This window comes from Chryseobacterium sp. 2TAF14 (genome assembly GCF_052115105.1).
In the GTDB taxonomy this organism is placed as follows: domain Bacteria; phylum Bacteroidota; class Bacteroidia; order Flavobacteriales; family Weeksellaceae; genus Chryseobacterium.
Genome location: NZ_JBFRGA010000017.1, coordinates 1 through 14,748, shown reverse-complemented (window position 1 = coordinate 14,748; position 14,748 = coordinate 1). Strand labels below are relative to the sequence as shown.

At 35.2% G+C, this 14,748-nt stretch carries 17 protein-coding genes and 1 pseudogene; 8 read left to right on the top strand and 10 right to left on the bottom strand.

Going from position 1 to position 14,748, the window contains the following annotated elements:
- Positions 1–105 precede the first annotated feature (105 nt).
- The 5 genes from AB4Y90_RS03735 to AB4Y90_RS03715 all read left to right on the top strand — a co-directional run bounded on the left by AB4Y90_RS03735 (position 106) and on the right by AB4Y90_RS03715 (position 3,921).
- Entirely contained in the window at positions 106–495 is a 390-nt protein-coding gene (locus tag AB4Y90_RS03735; protein ID WP_441556056.1) for a DUF4293 family protein, read from the top strand.
- Between the two features lie 245 nt (positions 496–740).
- Positions 741–1,664 carry a M28 family peptidase gene (locus AB4Y90_RS03730; RefSeq protein WP_441556055.1) on the top strand — a complete coding sequence of 308 codons (924 nt, stop codon included), beginning with the start codon at positions 741–743 and terminating at the stop codon, positions 1,662–1,664.
- 50 nt (positions 1,665–1,714) lie between these two features.
- Entirely contained in the window at positions 1,715–3,553 is a 1,839-nt protein-coding gene (locus tag AB4Y90_RS03725; protein WP_441556054.1) for an ABC transporter ATP-binding protein, read from the top strand.
- 22 nt (positions 3,554–3,575) lie between these two features.
- Positions 3,576–3,710, top strand: coding sequence for a hypothetical protein (locus AB4Y90_RS03720; RefSeq protein ID WP_441556052.1), 135 nt, complete (start codon positions 3,576–3,578; stop codon positions 3,708–3,710).
- Positions 3,711–3,723: 13 nt separating this feature from the next.
- On the top strand, positions 3,724–3,921 hold the full coding sequence (locus tag AB4Y90_RS03715; RefSeq protein WP_441556051.1) for a hypothetical protein: 198 nt from the start codon (positions 3,724–3,726) through the stop codon (positions 3,919–3,921).
- A 199-nt stretch (positions 3,922–4,120) separates the two neighbouring features.
- Here AB4Y90_RS03715 and AB4Y90_RS03710 read toward each other — a convergent pair whose 3' ends face one another.
- The 6 genes and pseudogenes from AB4Y90_RS03710 to rsfS all read right to left on the bottom strand — a co-directional run bounded on the left by AB4Y90_RS03710 (position 4,121) and on the right by rsfS (position 9,095).
- Positions 4,121–4,522 (bottom strand): hypothetical protein, encoded by a 402-nt coding sequence (locus AB4Y90_RS03710; protein ID WP_441556049.1) that lies wholly within the window; start codon positions 4,520–4,522, stop codon positions 4,121–4,123.
- Positions 4,523–4,644: 122 nt separating this feature from the next.
- A complete protein-coding gene (locus AB4Y90_RS03705) occupies positions 4,645–5,298 on the bottom strand; it encodes a phosphatidylserine decarboxylase family protein (protein ID WP_441556047.1) in 654 nt (217 codons plus the stop codon).
- A 61-nt stretch (positions 5,299–5,359) separates the two neighbouring features.
- The gene (locus AB4Y90_RS03700) at positions 5,360–6,232 is read right to left on the bottom strand and encodes a phosphatidate cytidylyltransferase (protein ID WP_441556046.1); all 873 of its coding nucleotides are present in this window, start codon (positions 6,230–6,232) and stop codon (positions 5,360–5,362) included.
- Positions 6,233–6,255: 23 nt separating this feature from the next.
- Positions 6,256–6,738 (bottom strand): annotated as a pseudogene (locus AB4Y90_RS03695) (LUD domain-containing protein); the annotation flags it as partial.
- A complete protein-coding gene (gene ftsH, locus AB4Y90_RS03690; protein ID WP_441556044.1) occupies positions 6,671–8,710 on the bottom strand; it encodes an ATP-dependent zinc metalloprotease FtsH in 2,040 nt (679 codons plus the stop codon). The pseudogene AB4Y90_RS03695 and the gene ftsH, both read right to left, overlap by 68 nt.
- 16 nt (positions 8,711–8,726) lie before the next feature.
- Positions 8,727–9,095 (bottom strand): ribosome silencing factor, encoded by a 369-nt coding sequence (gene rsfS / locus AB4Y90_RS03685; protein WP_441556043.1) that lies wholly within the window; start codon positions 9,093–9,095, stop codon positions 8,727–8,729.
- Between the two features lie 86 nt (positions 9,096–9,181).
- On the opposite strand from rsfS, the gene AB4Y90_RS03680 reads away from it, so the two are divergent.
- Positions 9,182–9,898: a biotin--[acetyl-CoA-carboxylase] ligase gene (locus AB4Y90_RS03680; RefSeq protein WP_441556042.1), complete on the top strand. Its 717-nt coding sequence runs from the start codon at positions 9,182–9,184 to the stop codon at positions 9,896–9,898.
- Here the strand turns inward: AB4Y90_RS03680 and AB4Y90_RS03675 are convergent.
- The 4 genes from AB4Y90_RS03675 to AB4Y90_RS03660 form a co-directional block, all read right to left on the bottom strand.
- The gene (locus AB4Y90_RS03675) at positions 9,892–11,004 is read right to left on the bottom strand and encodes an LptF/LptG family permease (protein ID WP_441556040.1); all 1,113 of its coding nucleotides are present in this window, start codon (positions 11,002–11,004) and stop codon (positions 9,892–9,894) included. The genes AB4Y90_RS03680 and AB4Y90_RS03675 overlap by 7 nt on opposite strands.
- A 125-nt stretch (positions 11,005–11,129) precedes the next feature.
- The gene (gene tgt, locus AB4Y90_RS03670; RefSeq protein ID WP_441556039.1) at positions 11,130–12,260 is read right to left on the bottom strand and encodes a tRNA guanosine(34) transglycosylase Tgt; all 1,131 of its coding nucleotides are present in this window, start codon (positions 12,258–12,260) and stop codon (positions 11,130–11,132) included.
- Between the two features lie 42 nt (positions 12,261–12,302).
- Positions 12,303–12,677: a DUF4296 domain-containing protein gene (locus tag AB4Y90_RS03665; protein ID WP_441556037.1), complete on the bottom strand. Its 375-nt coding sequence runs from the start codon at positions 12,675–12,677 to the stop codon at positions 12,303–12,305.
- Positions 12,674–13,390 (bottom strand): polyprenol monophosphomannose synthase, encoded by a 717-nt coding sequence (locus AB4Y90_RS03660; protein WP_441556035.1) that lies wholly within the window; start codon positions 13,388–13,390, stop codon positions 12,674–12,676. The genes AB4Y90_RS03665 and AB4Y90_RS03660 overlap by 4 nt, the downstream gene beginning before the upstream one ends.
- 75 nt (positions 13,391–13,465) lie before the next feature.
- On the opposite strand from AB4Y90_RS03660, the gene AB4Y90_RS03655 reads away from it, so the two are divergent.
- Both AB4Y90_RS03655 and AB4Y90_RS03650 read left to right on the top strand, forming a co-directional pair.
- On the top strand, positions 13,466–13,738 hold the full coding sequence (locus tag AB4Y90_RS03655) for a hypothetical protein (RefSeq protein ID WP_441556034.1): 273 nt from the start codon (positions 13,466–13,468) through the stop codon (positions 13,736–13,738).
- Between the two features lie 188 nt (positions 13,739–13,926).
- Complete coding sequence (locus AB4Y90_RS03650) at positions 13,927–14,667, top strand: uroporphyrinogen-III synthase (RefSeq protein ID WP_441556033.1); 741 nt, start codon at positions 13,927–13,929, stop codon at positions 14,665–14,667.
- Positions 14,668–14,748 lie beyond the last annotated feature (81 nt).

Below are 14,748 nucleotides of genomic sequence, written 5' to 3'. Positions count from 1 at the left end.
AAGTCGGGTGACTTTTGTTTTCAAGTACATTGTATGTTGCAAATCTACACTTATTTTTGAATTGTGCAAAATTTATGTTATTTTTGCTTCTGAATTTGAAATTCTATGTTACAAAGGATACAGACTATTTGGATTTTGCTGTCTGTTTTAGCAGCAGCTTTCCTATATATTACAGGACAGGATGTAGATGTTTTCGGGAAAACCCCGGTTGTAAGCATTGCAACAATTGTTTTAGTTTTGATAGGAGCATTAAGTCTGTTTAGCTTTAAAAACAGAAAAAGACAAATCTTGCTGAATAATATCAGCATTATTATAAACGCTTTGTTGATTGGTGTATTGGTGTACTGGATGCAAAACTTATCCGGAGGAATAGATTTTCCTGAGAAGGGTATTGAGCCGGTTTTCCCATCGATTGCGGTAATTTGTTTGTTTTTGGCAAATCTATTTATCAAGAAAGATGAGAGGCTCGTAAAATCTGTAGACAGACTGCGATAGCCTTACAACGATTTTTTGAGTGAGAACAGCTTCCTTTTTTGGGAGCTGTTTTTTTATTTTCCCACAGATTTCGCAGATTTGCACAGATGTTTGAAAATAAAATTATATAATTAATTTAAAAAAGAGAATAAAGTCTGTGAGAATCCGTGAAATCTGTGGGACGTAAATAAATTAAGATTAGTTGCAACATTTTATATAAAACTGCTACTTATTCAATTGGTATAAAGAAATAATATAATTTAAATATGAAAAAAATAATCTATCTTTCCTTGTCATTTTTCGCAACTTCGGCTTTTGCACAGGATGTTTCCGAAGAAAGAGTAAAAACCGTTATTTCCACTCTGGCTTCAGACGAAATGAAAGGCCGTGAAATTGGCACTCCAGAAAATGACAAAGCGGCAGGATATATCGCACAGCTTTTTAAAGAAAACAATCTTGAATACTGCACCGGAAATTCTTACCTCATTCCTTTTAATTATAACGGAAAAACAGCTTACAACGTTTGCGGAATTAAAAAAGGAAAATCTGAGAAAATTTTAGGATTTTCAGGACACTTTGATCATATCGGAGTAAACAATAACTCTGGTGACAACATTTATAACGGTGCAGACGACGACGCAAGCGGAATCACAACTCTGGTAGGAATTGCCGATTATTTTAAAAGTAAAACACCAGAATTCTCAATGGTTTTCATAGCATTCAACGGTGAAGAAAAAGGAATGCTGGGTTCGATCGCTATTTCTGAAGACAAAAAATTAGATCACGTTTATAAAAACCTTTCTGCTTTATTTAATTTTGAAATGGTCGCAACAGAAGCTGAGTTTGGAAAAAACACAGTCTTTATTACAGGAGATGAATTTTCTGATCTTGACGAATTGTTTAATAAAAATGCAGTAAACGGTCTGAAAATCTATCCCGATCCTTATGCAAAGCAACAATTATTTTACCGGTCAGATAATGTAAGCTTTGTGAAAAAGAAGATCATTGCGCATTCTATTTCAACAGCAGACATGAGCAAAATACAACATTACCATGAGGTAAATGATGATATGAGCATCGTAAATTCTGAAAACATGACGCAGATTATCAATAATTTTGCAAAGACTTTGGAGAAATTAAACCCCAAAAACTTCAAACCAAAGTACAGCGATAAAGTAAATTTCAATTAAGAACGTCTATCATTTATATTTTAAGTAATTTTGCTATCCAATTTTATTGAATGAACGAATATAGAAAAATACTCAAATTCGCCCGTCCGCATCAGAAATATATTTACGGAAGTTTATTCTTCAACCTTTTATATTCTGTATTTCAGATTGCTTCTTTAGGAACCATTCTTCCGGTTTTAGGGATGCTTTTTGGAACCATCAAACGTGAAGACTTCAAATCTGCTCCTGTATATTCCGGAGATCTTGTAGATTTATTTTCTTATTTAAAAACCTACTCAAATTATTATATTCAAACTTTAGTTGATGATTACGGTACGCTGAATGTTTTAGCATGGCTTTGTATCATCACGGCTTTCATGTTTTTACTGAGGAATGTTTTCAGATATTTAGGATCTTTTCTCTTAATTAATTATCGTGTAGGTGTTACCAAAGACCTTCGTGGCGCAATGTATCGTAAGGTTTTGGCTTTACCTGTTTCATTTTTTACCGAAAGCAGAAAAGGAGATATGATGTCTCGTATGTCGAATGATGTAGGTGATGTGGAAGGAAATATTCTGGGAAGTCTTGTTGATTTGATCAACGCTCCGTTTATGTTAATCAGTACGTTGATCAGTCTTTTCTGGTTGAGTTCTGAGCTTACACTTTTCTCTCTTTTGGTTTTACCGGTCATGGGAACAATGATTGCTTTAATCGGAAAAAGCTTGAAAAAAGATTCTCACGAAGCACAAAATGAAATGGGAACCATCTTCTCTATCGTTGATGAAACCTTGAAATCTTCAAAAGTAATTAAGATTTTCAGCGCCGAAAAAATCATGGACAACCGTTTTATGGGTTCCATGCAGAAATGGATCAACAGCTCGATCAGATTGGGCAGAAAAAAAGAACTGGCTTCGCCAATAAGCGAATTCCTGGGCTCTGTTACCTTCTTAATCATTGCATGGTACGGCGGAAAGCAGATTATTGTAGACCAAAGCATTGCTCCTGAAGATTTCCTGGTGTTTTTAGGAATGTTTTTCCAGATTTTGCCTCCGGTAAAGAGTTTGTCGGCTTCTATTTCTAATGTTCAGAAAGGGGAAGCTTCTTTGCACAGAGTTTTGGAAATTCTTGAGGCAGATGTAAAAATCGAGGAAGTTGCAGAACCTGTTTCAATCTCAACTTTAGATAAACAAATTGAATTCAAAGACATCGGTTTCTATTACGATAAATCTAATTTGATCCTAAAAAACTTCAGCCTTACGATTCCAAAAGGAAAAACAGTTGCATTGGTAGGGCAAAGCGGAAGCGGAAAAACAACAATCGCCAATCTTTTAGCACGTTTTTATGATGTTTCTGAAGGTCAGATTTTAATTGATGACACCGATATTAAGCATTTAAAAATCAGCGAGTACAGAAAACTTTTAGGAATGGTTACCCAGGAATCCGTACTGTTTAATGATACGGTGTACAACAATATTTTGATGGGTAAACCTGAAGCAACAAGAGACGAAGTGATTGCAGCTGCAAAAATTGCCAATGCAGACACATTTATTTCCCAGCTTCCGAATGGTTACGATACGAATATTGGTGACGACGGAGGAAAACTTTCCGGCGGACAGAAACAAAGAGTTTCTATCGCAAGAGCCGTTCTGAAAAACCCACCGATTATGATTCTGGATGAAGCCACTTCTGCTCTGGATACTGAATCTGAAAAATTTGTGCAGGATGCCCTTGAAAAAATGATGGAAAACAGAACTTCACTGGTTATTGCTCACCGACTTTCGACCATTCAGAAAGCTGACTGGATTGTCGTGATGGAAAAAGGCGATATCGTGGAACAAGGAAGCCATCAAGAGTTAATGGCAAGAAGAGGAACTTATCACAAATTGGTAGAACTTCAGAATTTTGACTAAACTATTTTAAATTCTATTTAAAATGAATCCGATACAAGAGTACTTCTACAGAATCGATGAGCCTGAAAGAAGTACTCTTTTGTTTTTAAGAAAAAAGATCTTAGAATCTGATCCCGAAAATATTACAGAGACTTTGAGTTTTGGCTTACCTTTTTAAGTTTAAAAAGAAAATGCTGTGTTATCTCTATTACAGCAAAAAACACAAAAAACATTACCTCAGTTTTTATCACGGTGATCGTTTAAATTATCCGCAACTCATCAGCGAAGGCAGAAAGAAGTTTAAAATTCTTTTAATTGATGAAAATGAGGATTTGCCTGTGGAATTTATTTTAAACCTTATTTTGGAAGTAAAAAAGCATATTAAATAAACTATTAAAATTTTAAATAAATGCTATAATAATATCAAGACAAAAAAGCCGCTTCTCTCAAAGCGGTCTTTATCTTTAAATATTTTCATTAAAATATTAATCTCTCATTTTAGCAATTACATCAACTCCGCCTTTGATTTTATCTCCGATCTTACCAACAATTTTATGAAAATATATAATCGTCTATTCCAAAGTTTTTTTACTCTTTTAATAATAGTAATTTAAAATCTTTATTCTGAACTACTATATTTTGTTGTATTTTATCTTTTGAGTAAGAAAAAGTCTGTAATGGACTACAAATTTTGCCTTTTTTGTATTTTTCATTACTATTAATACTGTCCAGAATGAATTTTTTTTCTTCACAATAGAGTTCTAATCTATTTTCGGTTAATTTCCATTTTCCTTTTTCTATTTGAGCGCAGGTTAAGTATTCATAAGTATAATCTTCGTTTAATTTTAGAGTTAATTGAGGAATAAAATTTCCGTATTTTAATTTATTTATATAATTATATTCCGGAGCGACATAAACACCAAATACTTGCTCAGTTTTTTTTGCTGAGCAAGATAAAAGTGAAATAAGTATTACAAATAATACTTTCATTTGTTATTTACAGAATCATTACTACTAAATATATGTATTATTTTTTATTATAAAACTCTTTATTTAAAAACAAAAAAAAACTGCCTTTTTCAAAGCAGTCTTTATATATTTTCATTAAAATATTAATCTCTCATTCTAGCAATCACATCAACTCCACCTTTGGTTTTGTCGCCGATCTTACAGACGATTTCCGTATCAAGCGGTAGGAAAATATCCATTCTTGAACCGAATTTAATGAAACCAAATTCATGACCTGCTTTTGCGGTATCGCCTTCATTACAATAGAAAACGATTCTTCTTGCTACATAACCTGCAATTTGTCTGAAAACCACAGTGTGCTTCGTTAAGCTTTCCACCGCAACAGTCGTTCTTTCATTTTCTGTAGAAGATTTTTCGTGCCAAGCAACAAGATATTTACCGGGATGATATTTTTTATAAATTACATTACCCGAAACAGGATATCTGCAAATATGCACATTCAGCGGAGACATGAAAATAGAAACCTGAATCGCTTTTTCTTTGATAAACTCATCCTCTTCTACTTCTTTAATCATTACAACCTTTCCGTCAACCGGAGCAATTACATTTTCCACATGATCCAGAATATCACGATTCGGAACTCTGAAGAACCAAAATACAAGACTGTAAATAACCAGTAACGGTACAATGATCAGAAGCGACCACATTTCAAGAAAATAAATAGATGCCGCTGCAATAACTGCGAAAAGTATAGATGCTACCGTGATGGTTCCTTTCGACTCTTTATGTAATTTCATAATGGTATTAATTGTTGCTTGTTATAGACATCACACTTGTGAAGCATAACTAAAATATTGTTTAAATAAATCTTTCTAAAATAAAGTACAAATATACAACAGGAACGCAGATTAAAAAACTGTCTAGCCTGTCTAATACTCCACCGTGTCCGGGAATGATATTTCCGCTGTCTTTTACACCAAAATTTCTTTTAAGCTGGCTTTCTACCAAATCTCCCAAAGGTGCAAATGCAGCGATCAGAAAACCTACAACCATCCAGTTTCCTCGAAGCTGCGGCTGATATTGTTCCACAAAATAAGACAAGACTAAAGTTAAAACAACACCTCCGATGTAGCCTTCCCAGGTTTTTTTTGGTGAAATTTTGGGGGCCATTTTATGTTTTCCGAAGAATTTCCCCACGAGATAGGCAAAGGTATCGCTGCTCCAGATCAAAATAAATAAGAAAATAACTTCCAGTGAAAATGTATTTTCAACTGAAGAATATTTAGGTAAACCTAAGGCAAAAGAAAACGGTAATGCCACATAGATTACCGTAAAAATAAGCTTTCCGCTGTCTATGTAAAGTTCGTTTGAAAATTTAAATAAAGTAATTACCGCAATAAGAGTTAATGAAATTGCAAGGATTTCCGACAGCCTAAAGTCGAAATAAAAGCCGTGTTCAAAATATCTTTTAGAAAAAACATAAAAAATAAAAATCACGAGAGGAAATACGATCCACTTTTCGTAACCGTCACCAAACTTCATAATCTTCATGCATTCCCAGGTTCCTACCAAAAGCAGTAAGCTGATTAGTCCGTAATAAAGATATTGCTGCTGAACGAGACCGGGAGAAACCGAATCTAGCAATTGCACACCAAAAGGTGTTGCACAAAGAAATATTACGGCTACATAAACCAGCCCTGAAATTGTTCTCTGAATAAGATTTTTGTCCAAAATTTAAAATTTAGAAAGCGATACTAATCTTCTATTAAAAGTAAAAACAGCTTTGTATTATTGTTTGCAGCAGCATCCAGCTTAGAGTGGTTTCCGCTGATTGAAGTCAGGTTTTTGATATTTCCGGTACGTTTTATCTTGCCCATTGCGTCATTCAGATTATTGACGATCTGGGAAACGTTTGCCATAATAATAATTTTACCCGGCAGTCTTGAAGAATGATAATGCAGAATGTTATTGTGCGAAAGCATGATTCTGCCGTCGTACGCAATAAGATATTCGCATGAGATAAAAGCCGCATCATTATGCGATTGTAATTCTGGTGTATTATTGATTTTAATTACATTCAAAAACCCCTGAAGATCTTTATCACAACAAAAAACAGAGTTTATTCCCTCGATTTTCAAAATCTGGTTCAGGGTCTGCAATGCTTCTGCCTCATCTGCGCAATAGTTGAAAAAGCCACCAGAATGCGTAAATAATTGCGCAAACTTGTAGTCGAGATCTGTTTACATCCTGTTCGTTTGATTGCTCTTCTTCTTTTTCCTTTAGCGGAATCGTGTTGGTAACCGGTTTTTCTGTCAACTCAGGATCCCACGCTCTTTTCCCGAAGATATCTTCAAGATCTTCACGGAAGATCACTTCTTTTTCCAGAAGTTTGTTTGCCAAAGCATCCAGCTTATCTTTATTATCGGTAAGAATCTGAATGGCTCTATCGTATTGATTCTCGATAATACTCTTGATTTCAACATCAATTTTCTTAGCTGTTTCTTCAGAGTAAGGTTTTCCAAAAGAATATTCAGACTGGCCAGAGCTGTCATAGTAAGAAATATTACCGATGTTTTTACTCAAACCATAGATGGTGACCATTGCCTGAGCTCTTTTGGTAACACTTTCAAGATCTGAAAGCGCACCTGTAGAAATATTGTTAAATATCACCTGTTCTGCTGCTCTACCTCCTAAAGTTGCACACATTTCGTCCAACATTTGTTCGGTTGTAGTCAATTGTCTTTCTTCCGGTAGATACCAAGCTGCACCCAAAGAACGCCCTCTCGGAACGATGGTCACTTTAAGAAGCGGTGAAGCGTGCTCTACTAACCATGAAATCGTTGCGTGACCAGCTTCGTGATAAGCAACTCTTTTCTTTTCAGAAGGTTTGATCGCTTTATTTTTCTTCTCAAGACCGCCGATAATTCTGTCTACCGCATCCAGGAAATCCTGTTTTGTTACAGATTCGTGATTGTTTCTTGCTGCAATTAATGCTGCTTCGTTACAAACATTGGCGATATCTGCTCCGCTAAATCCCGGAGTTTGCTTAGATAAAAACTCTCGGTCTATATTTTCGTCTAATTTGATTTTCTTTAAATGAACATCAAATATCTGTCTTCTTTCATGAAGTTCAGGAAGGTCTACAAAGATCGAACGGTCAAAACGGCCGGCTCTCATTAAAGCTTTATCTAAAATATCTGCTCTGTTGGTTGCCGCCATAACGATAACGTTGGTGTCGGTTCCGAAACCATCCATTTCTGTTAAAAGCTGGTTTAGGGTATTTTCTCTCTCGTCGTTTCCGCCTGAGAAATTATTTTTACCTCTTGCTCTACCAATAGCATCAATCTCATCGATGAAGATAATCGCAGGAGATTTAGCTTTAGCCTGAGCAAAAAGATCTCTTACTCTCGAAGCTCCTACCCCAACAAACATTTCCACAAAATCTGAACCTGATAATGAGAAGAAAGGAACTTTAGCCTCACCTGCAACAGCTTTTGCCAACAAAGTTTTACCAGTTCCCGGAGGACCTACCAATAATACTCCTTTAGGAATTTTTCCTCCTAATTTGGTGTATTTCTCAGAGTTTTTAAGAAAGTCTACCACTTCCTGTACTTCTTCTTTAGCACCTTCCAAACCTGCAACATCTTTGAATGTTACCTGAATTCTTTCTTTCTCATCAAAAAGTTTAGCTTTAGATTTTCCTATCGAGAAAATTTGTCCGCCGGGACCGCCACCGCCGCCCATTTTTCTGAAAAGAATGAAATAGAAAAGACCTAAGATTGCAATCCATATCAATGCCTGAATAAGTATGCTCATTAAAGGGCTTTCTCCTTCTGCATAATCTTTGGTTGTTTTCAGCGCAGGATTTTCAGCTTTCAGTGTTTCAAATTTTGACAGAAACAACTGCAAATCGCCATATTTCAGAGTATAATCTGCTTTTGGAGTCATTCCCAATGACGAGAACGGGTTTGTACTTTTATCCTGAGCTTTTACCATTTCTGCTTTCGCAGCTTTCGTTAAATAAACTTCAGCATTTTGTTTTTGTTTGTCTATTAAAACTTTCTGAATCTTCCCAGCCTGCATCTCTTTGAAGAACGAATCTTCATCGATCGATTTTGCACTGCTGTCTCCCACAGAGTTGAAGACAAAAAATAGCAGAAGTGCTACTATCATTACAGGGAAAAACCAGTTAAATCCTTTATTATTCATTTATTACTTTTAAAATTTATATTTCACTTTCTATTTTTGTGATTTTTGCATCTCCCCAAAGCTCTTCGATGTCGTAATATTCACGGGTCTGCTTCTGGAAAATATGCACCACCACTGTAACGTAATCTACCAAAACCCACATTGAGTTTTCTGTACCTTCTACATGCCAAGGTCTGTCCTGAAGATCGTTTCTTACCTTTTTTTCTACATTTCCTGCCAATGCCGAAACTTGCGTATTTGAGTTTCCGCTACAAATGATGAACGTTTCTGCAACTGAATTTTCGATTTTGGTAAGGTCAAAAATCATAATATCTTCACCTTTTACATCTTGTATTGCCTCTACAATTTTATCTATTAGCGCTTGCTTTTCTGCTGTTTTATTCATTAAAATATACTATAATCTGCAAATTTATTGTTTTTCTTTTACTTTAGCCTTACTTTTAGGCTTTTAAAGTCTTAAAGTTTTCTTAAATGAGTGAGCTATTTTACCGCAATGCATGTTCTTCTACTAATGACGAAATATCTGACGTTTTACTTTATCCGCAATCAAATTTTGTTGGTCTTTACACATTCAATCAAATAAAAGGACGGGGACAATACGGAAACTCCTGGACATCAGCAGCAGAACAAAATCTTGCTTATACATTGGCGGTAAAAACCTCATGCATTTTGCACTCAGATTTTCTGTTCAATTATTATACCGCAATTGCTGTACAAAATTACGTTGCCAATCTGACTGAAAAGATAGTAAAAATAAAATGGCCGAATGACATTATCGTAGGAAATAAAAAAGTCGCCGGAATATTAATTGAAAAGAAAAAAATCAATCAGGAAAACTATTTTATCATCGGAATAGGAATCAATATTTTACAGGAAAAATTTGATGAAATTTCTAATGCAGGATCACTTTTAACACAAACCGGAGAAAGATTAAATCTAAAACAATTTACAGAAAATCTACATTCATTTTTGATTGAAAAACTCAATCACATTCCGAATGATGATGAAATTTCAGCTCAGTTTAATTTAAATTTATTCAGAAAAGATGAGATTTCGGTTTTTGAATTAAATAATATAAGACAAAATGGCATCATTAAAAATGCTGACGAAAACGGTAATATCTGGATAGAATTGGAGGAATCGGGATTACAATCTTTTTACCACAAAGAAATCAAGCTTCTTTATTGATTGGCTCGTTTTAAATATAAAAACAGAGTAATCGGGAAGAAAATAAGATTCGGAAACCACATTGCCAACGCAGGAGACATACTTTTGTTCTCTGAAACCACTTTTAAAGCTTCAAAAGAAAATACAAATACGAACGCCAAAGAAATACCGATCGCAAGATTAATCCCCAAACCTCCTCTCTTTTTTTGAGAAGAAAGTGAAAGCGCCAAAAACGTAAGAATAATAATGGAAACCGGCATTGAAGTACGCTGATGAAACTCATTCAGGTGAGAATTGAGGTTGCTGTTTCCTTTATCTTTTTCGCGCTCGATAAATTTTATAAGATCGGGAGTTGTTTTATTTTGTCCTAAAAGCTCGTTTGGAAAAAGCTCTTCAGGATCTTGACCGTAATTTTTCTTCAGCTCAAAACCTTGCCCCAGTTTTTCGGAATCGTCTTTATTGATGGTTTTTTCAAGATAACTATTCAGCACAAAATTTTTCTTGTCTTGCTGCCAAAAAACATCGGTTGCTTTAAGTTCATAGATAAGCTTTCGGTTTTTATCAAACTTTTGATACAGAAATCCGTAGCCTCTTTTTTCTCTTTTATTCCACGAATTAACGAAAATATATTCCGTCTTGCTGAGCTGTGCCGAAACGGGAGCAGTACCAAGAATTTTCTCTTTATTTGCAGCGTTGTAAGTGTAAGCTTCGAGCTGGTTTTTCTTAATATTCGCCCAAGGTAAAACGAAATGGTTCACCGTTAAAGAAATAAGGGCAATAAAAAGAGAAGTCAGCAAATAAGGTCTTGCAAACCTGTGAAAACTTGCTCCACTGCTTATAATCGCTACAATCTCGGTATTGTTTGCCATTCTTGAGGTAAAATAAATCACCGATATAAAAACAAGAATCGCCAGGAAAGTAACGACAAGATTGATGATCCAGTAAGGATAAAAATGGATGAGAAAGTAAGTTACATCCAGTTTAGGATCAATCTCAGTTGCTTTTTCAATCCTGGGAATTTTCTGCTGAACATCAATTACCAGAACCACAATAGACAGCAAAATCAACATGAAACTAAAGGTTCCAAGGTATTTTTTTACGATATATCCGTCTACTATTTTAAGCATTCTATTTAATTTTTAATAGGATTTTATTTTAAGATCCTATTTTTATTTTTTATCATTAACAAATAGGACTACGTCCTATTCTGGGTTAAGTCGTCCTTTCAGGACTCACCGTTTGTTTTTAATTTTTAAAGTCTTTGTCTCAACACAGGAACTACAGAATTTTTCCACTGATAAAAATCTCCTGCTAAGATATGCTCTCTTGCTACTTTTACCAAATCTAAATAAAACGCAAGGTTATGGATGGATGCAATCTGTTTTGCCAGATATTCTTTAGACACAAACAAATGACGCAAATATGCCTTTGAATATTCTCGGTCTACGAAGCTTGTTCCGAACTCGTCTAACGGAGAAAAATCTTTCTTCCATTTTTCGTTTTTCATGTTCATCACACCTTGCCACGTAAAAAGCATTGCGTTTCTGGCATTTCTTGTCGGCATTACACAATCCATCATATCGATTCCTAAACCGATTGATTCTAAGATATTCCATGGAGTTCCTACTCCCATCAAATATCTTGGCTTGTCTTTAGGTAAAATATCGGTAACCTCATCGGTGATTCTGTACATTTCTTCTTCAGGCTCCCCTACAGAAAGTCCGCCGATTGCATTTCCTTCCGCTCCCGCTTCTGCAATAACTTCTGCCGAAATTTTTCTTAAATCTGAATAAGTAGAACCCTGAACAATTGGAAAGAATCTTTGTTTATGACCGTATAATTCAGGATTTTCTGCATTATAATCGAGGCATCTTTTTAACCAGCGGTGCGTCATCTCCATCGATTTTTTCACCTGATTATATTCTTCCGGATAAGCAACACACTCGTCAAAAGCCATAAAAATATCTGCCCCGATCTGTCTCTGGATTTCCATTGATTTTTCCGGAGTAAATAAATGATAACTTCCGTCGATATGAGATTTGAATTTCACGCCTTCTTCAGACATTTTCCGGCTTCCCGAAAGAGAAAAAACCTGAAAACCTCCTGAATCGGTAAGAATCGGAAGATCCCAATTCATAAATTTGTGTAAACCTCCTGCAGCTTCCATCACTTCCATTCCGGGACGAAGATAAAGGTGATAGGTATTTCCCAAAATAATCTGAGCTTTAATATCGTCTTTTATCTCTCTCTGATGAACGGTTTTCACACTGGCTACAGTTCCTACAGGCATGAAAATCGGTGTCTGAACAGTTCCGTGATCTGTATGTAAAACTCCGGCTCTTGCTTTGCCCTCTGAGGTTTTTTCTATATTAAAAAAATTCATTCTTATACATTTTAAAATGCTTTGCGAGAAAGCATTACTTCATTATCGTCTTTCCAGTTTTGGTAATTCTATATTTTTTAAATCAGTATTACCTTTTATTTTCTTTTCAGACTTCGGGTCTTTTTCTATAATAATTTTCTGGGCATCTTCTACAATCCCCTTCATTTTCTGCTTCACGATATAATAACGGTAGCTTGCAACAAAATCTTCAGTTTTCACCTCATGATTTTTCAGAATAAATCTTGTTCCGCTCTCAAGGTTGGTTCCCGGATACAAAAAAATCACCTGATCGTTAATCGCCAGATCAGCAATAATTTCTGCCATTTTGGTTTTACCGACAAGATTATCTGGCTTATCAATGTATTCGTTGCACGAAAACAGGCACATTAAAACAAAAATAAAGAACAGCTTTTTCATAATCTGTTGATTATTGATTTCCATTTTAAATTTAAAACACCAAACACAGCTTCATGAATGATGCCGCCATTCATTTTACTTTCACCCAAAATTCTGTTGGTAAAAATAATAGGAACTTCTACAATTTTGAAACCTTTTTTGAAGGCTCTGAATTTCATTTCAATCTGAAAGCCATATCCCTTTAATTTTACATTATCTAAACCGATTTCTTCTAAAACTTTTCTTGAAAAGCATACGAAACCAGCTGTCGTATCATGAATCGGGAGACCTAAAATAAATCTCACATATTTTGAGGCAAAATAAGACAGCAAAACGCGTCCCATTGGCCAATTAACCACATTTACCCCTCGAGAATAACGAGACCCGATTGCCATATCTGCATTTTTGCAGGCTTCGAAAAGTTTTGGTAAATCTTTCGGGTCATGAGAAAAATCGGCATCCATCTCAAAAATATAATCATAATTGTTTTGAAGTGCCCATTTAAAACCATGAATATATGCCTTTCCTAAGCCATCTTTAACGTGTCTTACGGAAAGATGAAGCGTATGAGGAAACTTTTGCTGAAGCTCTTTTACAATGCCTGCCGTTTTATCCGGCGAAGAATCGTCTACTACCAAGACGTGAAACTCTTCTTCCAATGCAAAAACAGCGGAAATTATATTTTCTATATTCTCCTTTTCGTTATAAGTGGGAATGATGACGAGTTTTTTCATTTCAATTTGCAAAGATAGTTTATTTAAGCTTTTTATTTTAAACAAAATAATCGATAATTTTGCAAAAAATATTGCGTGCCCGGATTACTAAATTTCAAAAACGAAGTAAGAATACCCGAAAATAATGATTGGGTGGTTTTTATCCTTATCGGCTGTCTTTTTTTATACATCTTTATGATGAATGTGATAGAGCGTGAAGCCAATCTCAAAGATTTTCTTCTGCAGAAATATTATGATGCGAGCAATAACCTTCCGAGCTGGATTATCACTTCGATTGTCACCGTTTCAAGCCTAAGCGTTCTGGTTTCACAATACATTCCGATTATCCCGAAATACGTTGCAGATTAAATAGCGCATTTATTTATTATCTGTGTTTTTTCTCTTTTGTGTTCATTTTCAAGGTATTTTTCTATTTATTTCACAGAAACAACATATTACCACAGAAATGGTATTATAAATTTTTGTATATTTGCACCCTCCAAATTGCTCCACTGTTGATGCTTTGGAAGTTATTATTTATTTAATAAAAGTACAAGATGAGAATAAAGTCAATATTGGTTTCTCAACCAGCGCCTAGTGAGTCTTCTCCATACCTGGAAATTGCGAAGAAGGAAAAAATAAAGATTGACTTCCGCCCCTTTATCCACGTCGCAGGAGTAGACAACAAAGAACTTAGAACACAAAAAATAGATCTTACGCAGTATACCGGTATAATTTTTACCAGTAAAAATGCGATTGACCACTATTTCAGACTTGCCGAAGAATTAAGGTTTGCCGTACCAGATACGATGAGATACATCTGTCAGTCTGAGGCAATTGCCAATTATCTTCAGAAGCATATTGTGTACAGAAAAAGAAAGATCAGTTTTGGTGAAAAAAACTTTTCAGATCTTTTGCCTCTTTTCAAAAAATTCCCTTCCGAAAAATATTTGTTGCCATCTTCAGATGTTTTAAGTCCGGATATTCCGAAAACCCTTGATGCAGCAAATATCGAGTGGACGAGAGCAATCATGTACAGAACAGTCTGTAGTGATTTGACAGACATCAACATTAAAGATTACGACATGTTGATTTTCTTCAGCCCGCAAGGAATAAAGTCTCTGCAACAAAACTTCCCGGATTTCAAACAGGAAGAAACAAAAATAGGAGTTTTCGGCCCTACAACTTCAGCTGCTGCAGAAGAGGCCGGTTTAAAAGTAGATTTAATGGCTCCGACAAAAGAAACGCCTTCAATGACTATGGCATTAGAAAAATATATTAAAGCCCTTCATAAATAGACTTTAAATAGATCGATAAAAACAGCCGTCTTTTCAGTAATACGAAAAGATGGTTTTTTTTTAAGTAAATTTGAACAAGAA

Bases quoted from the DNA above. Each gene is read 5' to 3' on its own strand.
- AB4Y90_RS03720 (WP_441556052.1), top strand. From the start codon at position 3,576: ATGAATCCGATACAAGAGTACTTCTACAGAATCGATGAGCCTGAAAGA.
- AB4Y90_RS03715 (WP_441556051.1), top strand. From the start codon at position 3,724: ATGCTGTGTTATCTCTATTACAGCAAAAAACACAAAAAACATTACCTC.
- AB4Y90_RS03735 (WP_441556056.1), top strand. From the start codon at position 106: ATGTTACAAAGGATACAGACTATTTGGATTTTGCTGTCTGTTTTAGCA.
- AB4Y90_RS03680 (WP_441556042.1), top strand. From the start codon at position 9,182: ATGAGTGAGCTATTTTACCGCAATGCATGTTCTTCTACTAATGACGAA.
- AB4Y90_RS03725 (WP_441556054.1), top strand. From the start codon at position 1,715: ATGAACGAATATAGAAAAATACTCAAATTCGCCCGTCCGCATCAGAAA.
- ftsH (WP_441556044.1), bottom strand. From the start codon at position 8,710: ATGAATAATAAAGGATTTAACTGGTTTTTCCCTGTAATGATAGTAGCA.
- AB4Y90_RS03730 (WP_441556055.1), top strand. From the start codon at position 741: ATGAAAAAAATAATCTATCTTTCCTTGTCATTTTTCGCAACTTCGGCT.
- AB4Y90_RS03705 (WP_441556047.1), bottom strand. From the start codon at position 5,298: ATGAAATTACATAAAGAGTCGAAAGGAACCATCACGGTAGCATCTATA.
- AB4Y90_RS03660 (WP_441556035.1), bottom strand. From the start codon at position 13,390: ATGAAAAAACTCGTCATCATTCCCACTTATAACGAAAAGGAGAATATA.
- rsfS (WP_441556043.1), bottom strand. From the start codon at position 9,095: ATGAATAAAACAGCAGAAAAGCAAGCGCTAATAGATAAAATTGTAGAG.
- AB4Y90_RS03650 (WP_441556033.1), top strand. From the start codon at position 13,927: ATGAGAATAAAGTCAATATTGGTTTCTCAACCAGCGCCTAGTGAGTCT.
- AB4Y90_RS03665 (WP_441556037.1), bottom strand. From the start codon at position 12,677: ATGAAAAAGCTGTTCTTTATTTTTGTTTTAATGTGCCTGTTTTCGTGC.
- tgt (WP_441556039.1), bottom strand. From the start codon at position 12,260: ATGAATTTTTTTAATATAGAAAAAACCTCAGAGGGCAAAGCAAGAGCC.
- AB4Y90_RS03710 (WP_441556049.1), bottom strand. From the start codon at position 4,522: ATGAAAGTATTATTTGTAATACTTATTTCACTTTTATCTTGCTCAGCA.
- AB4Y90_RS03675 (WP_441556040.1), bottom strand. From the start codon at position 11,004: ATGCTTAAAATAGTAGACGGATATATCGTAAAAAAATACCTTGGAACC.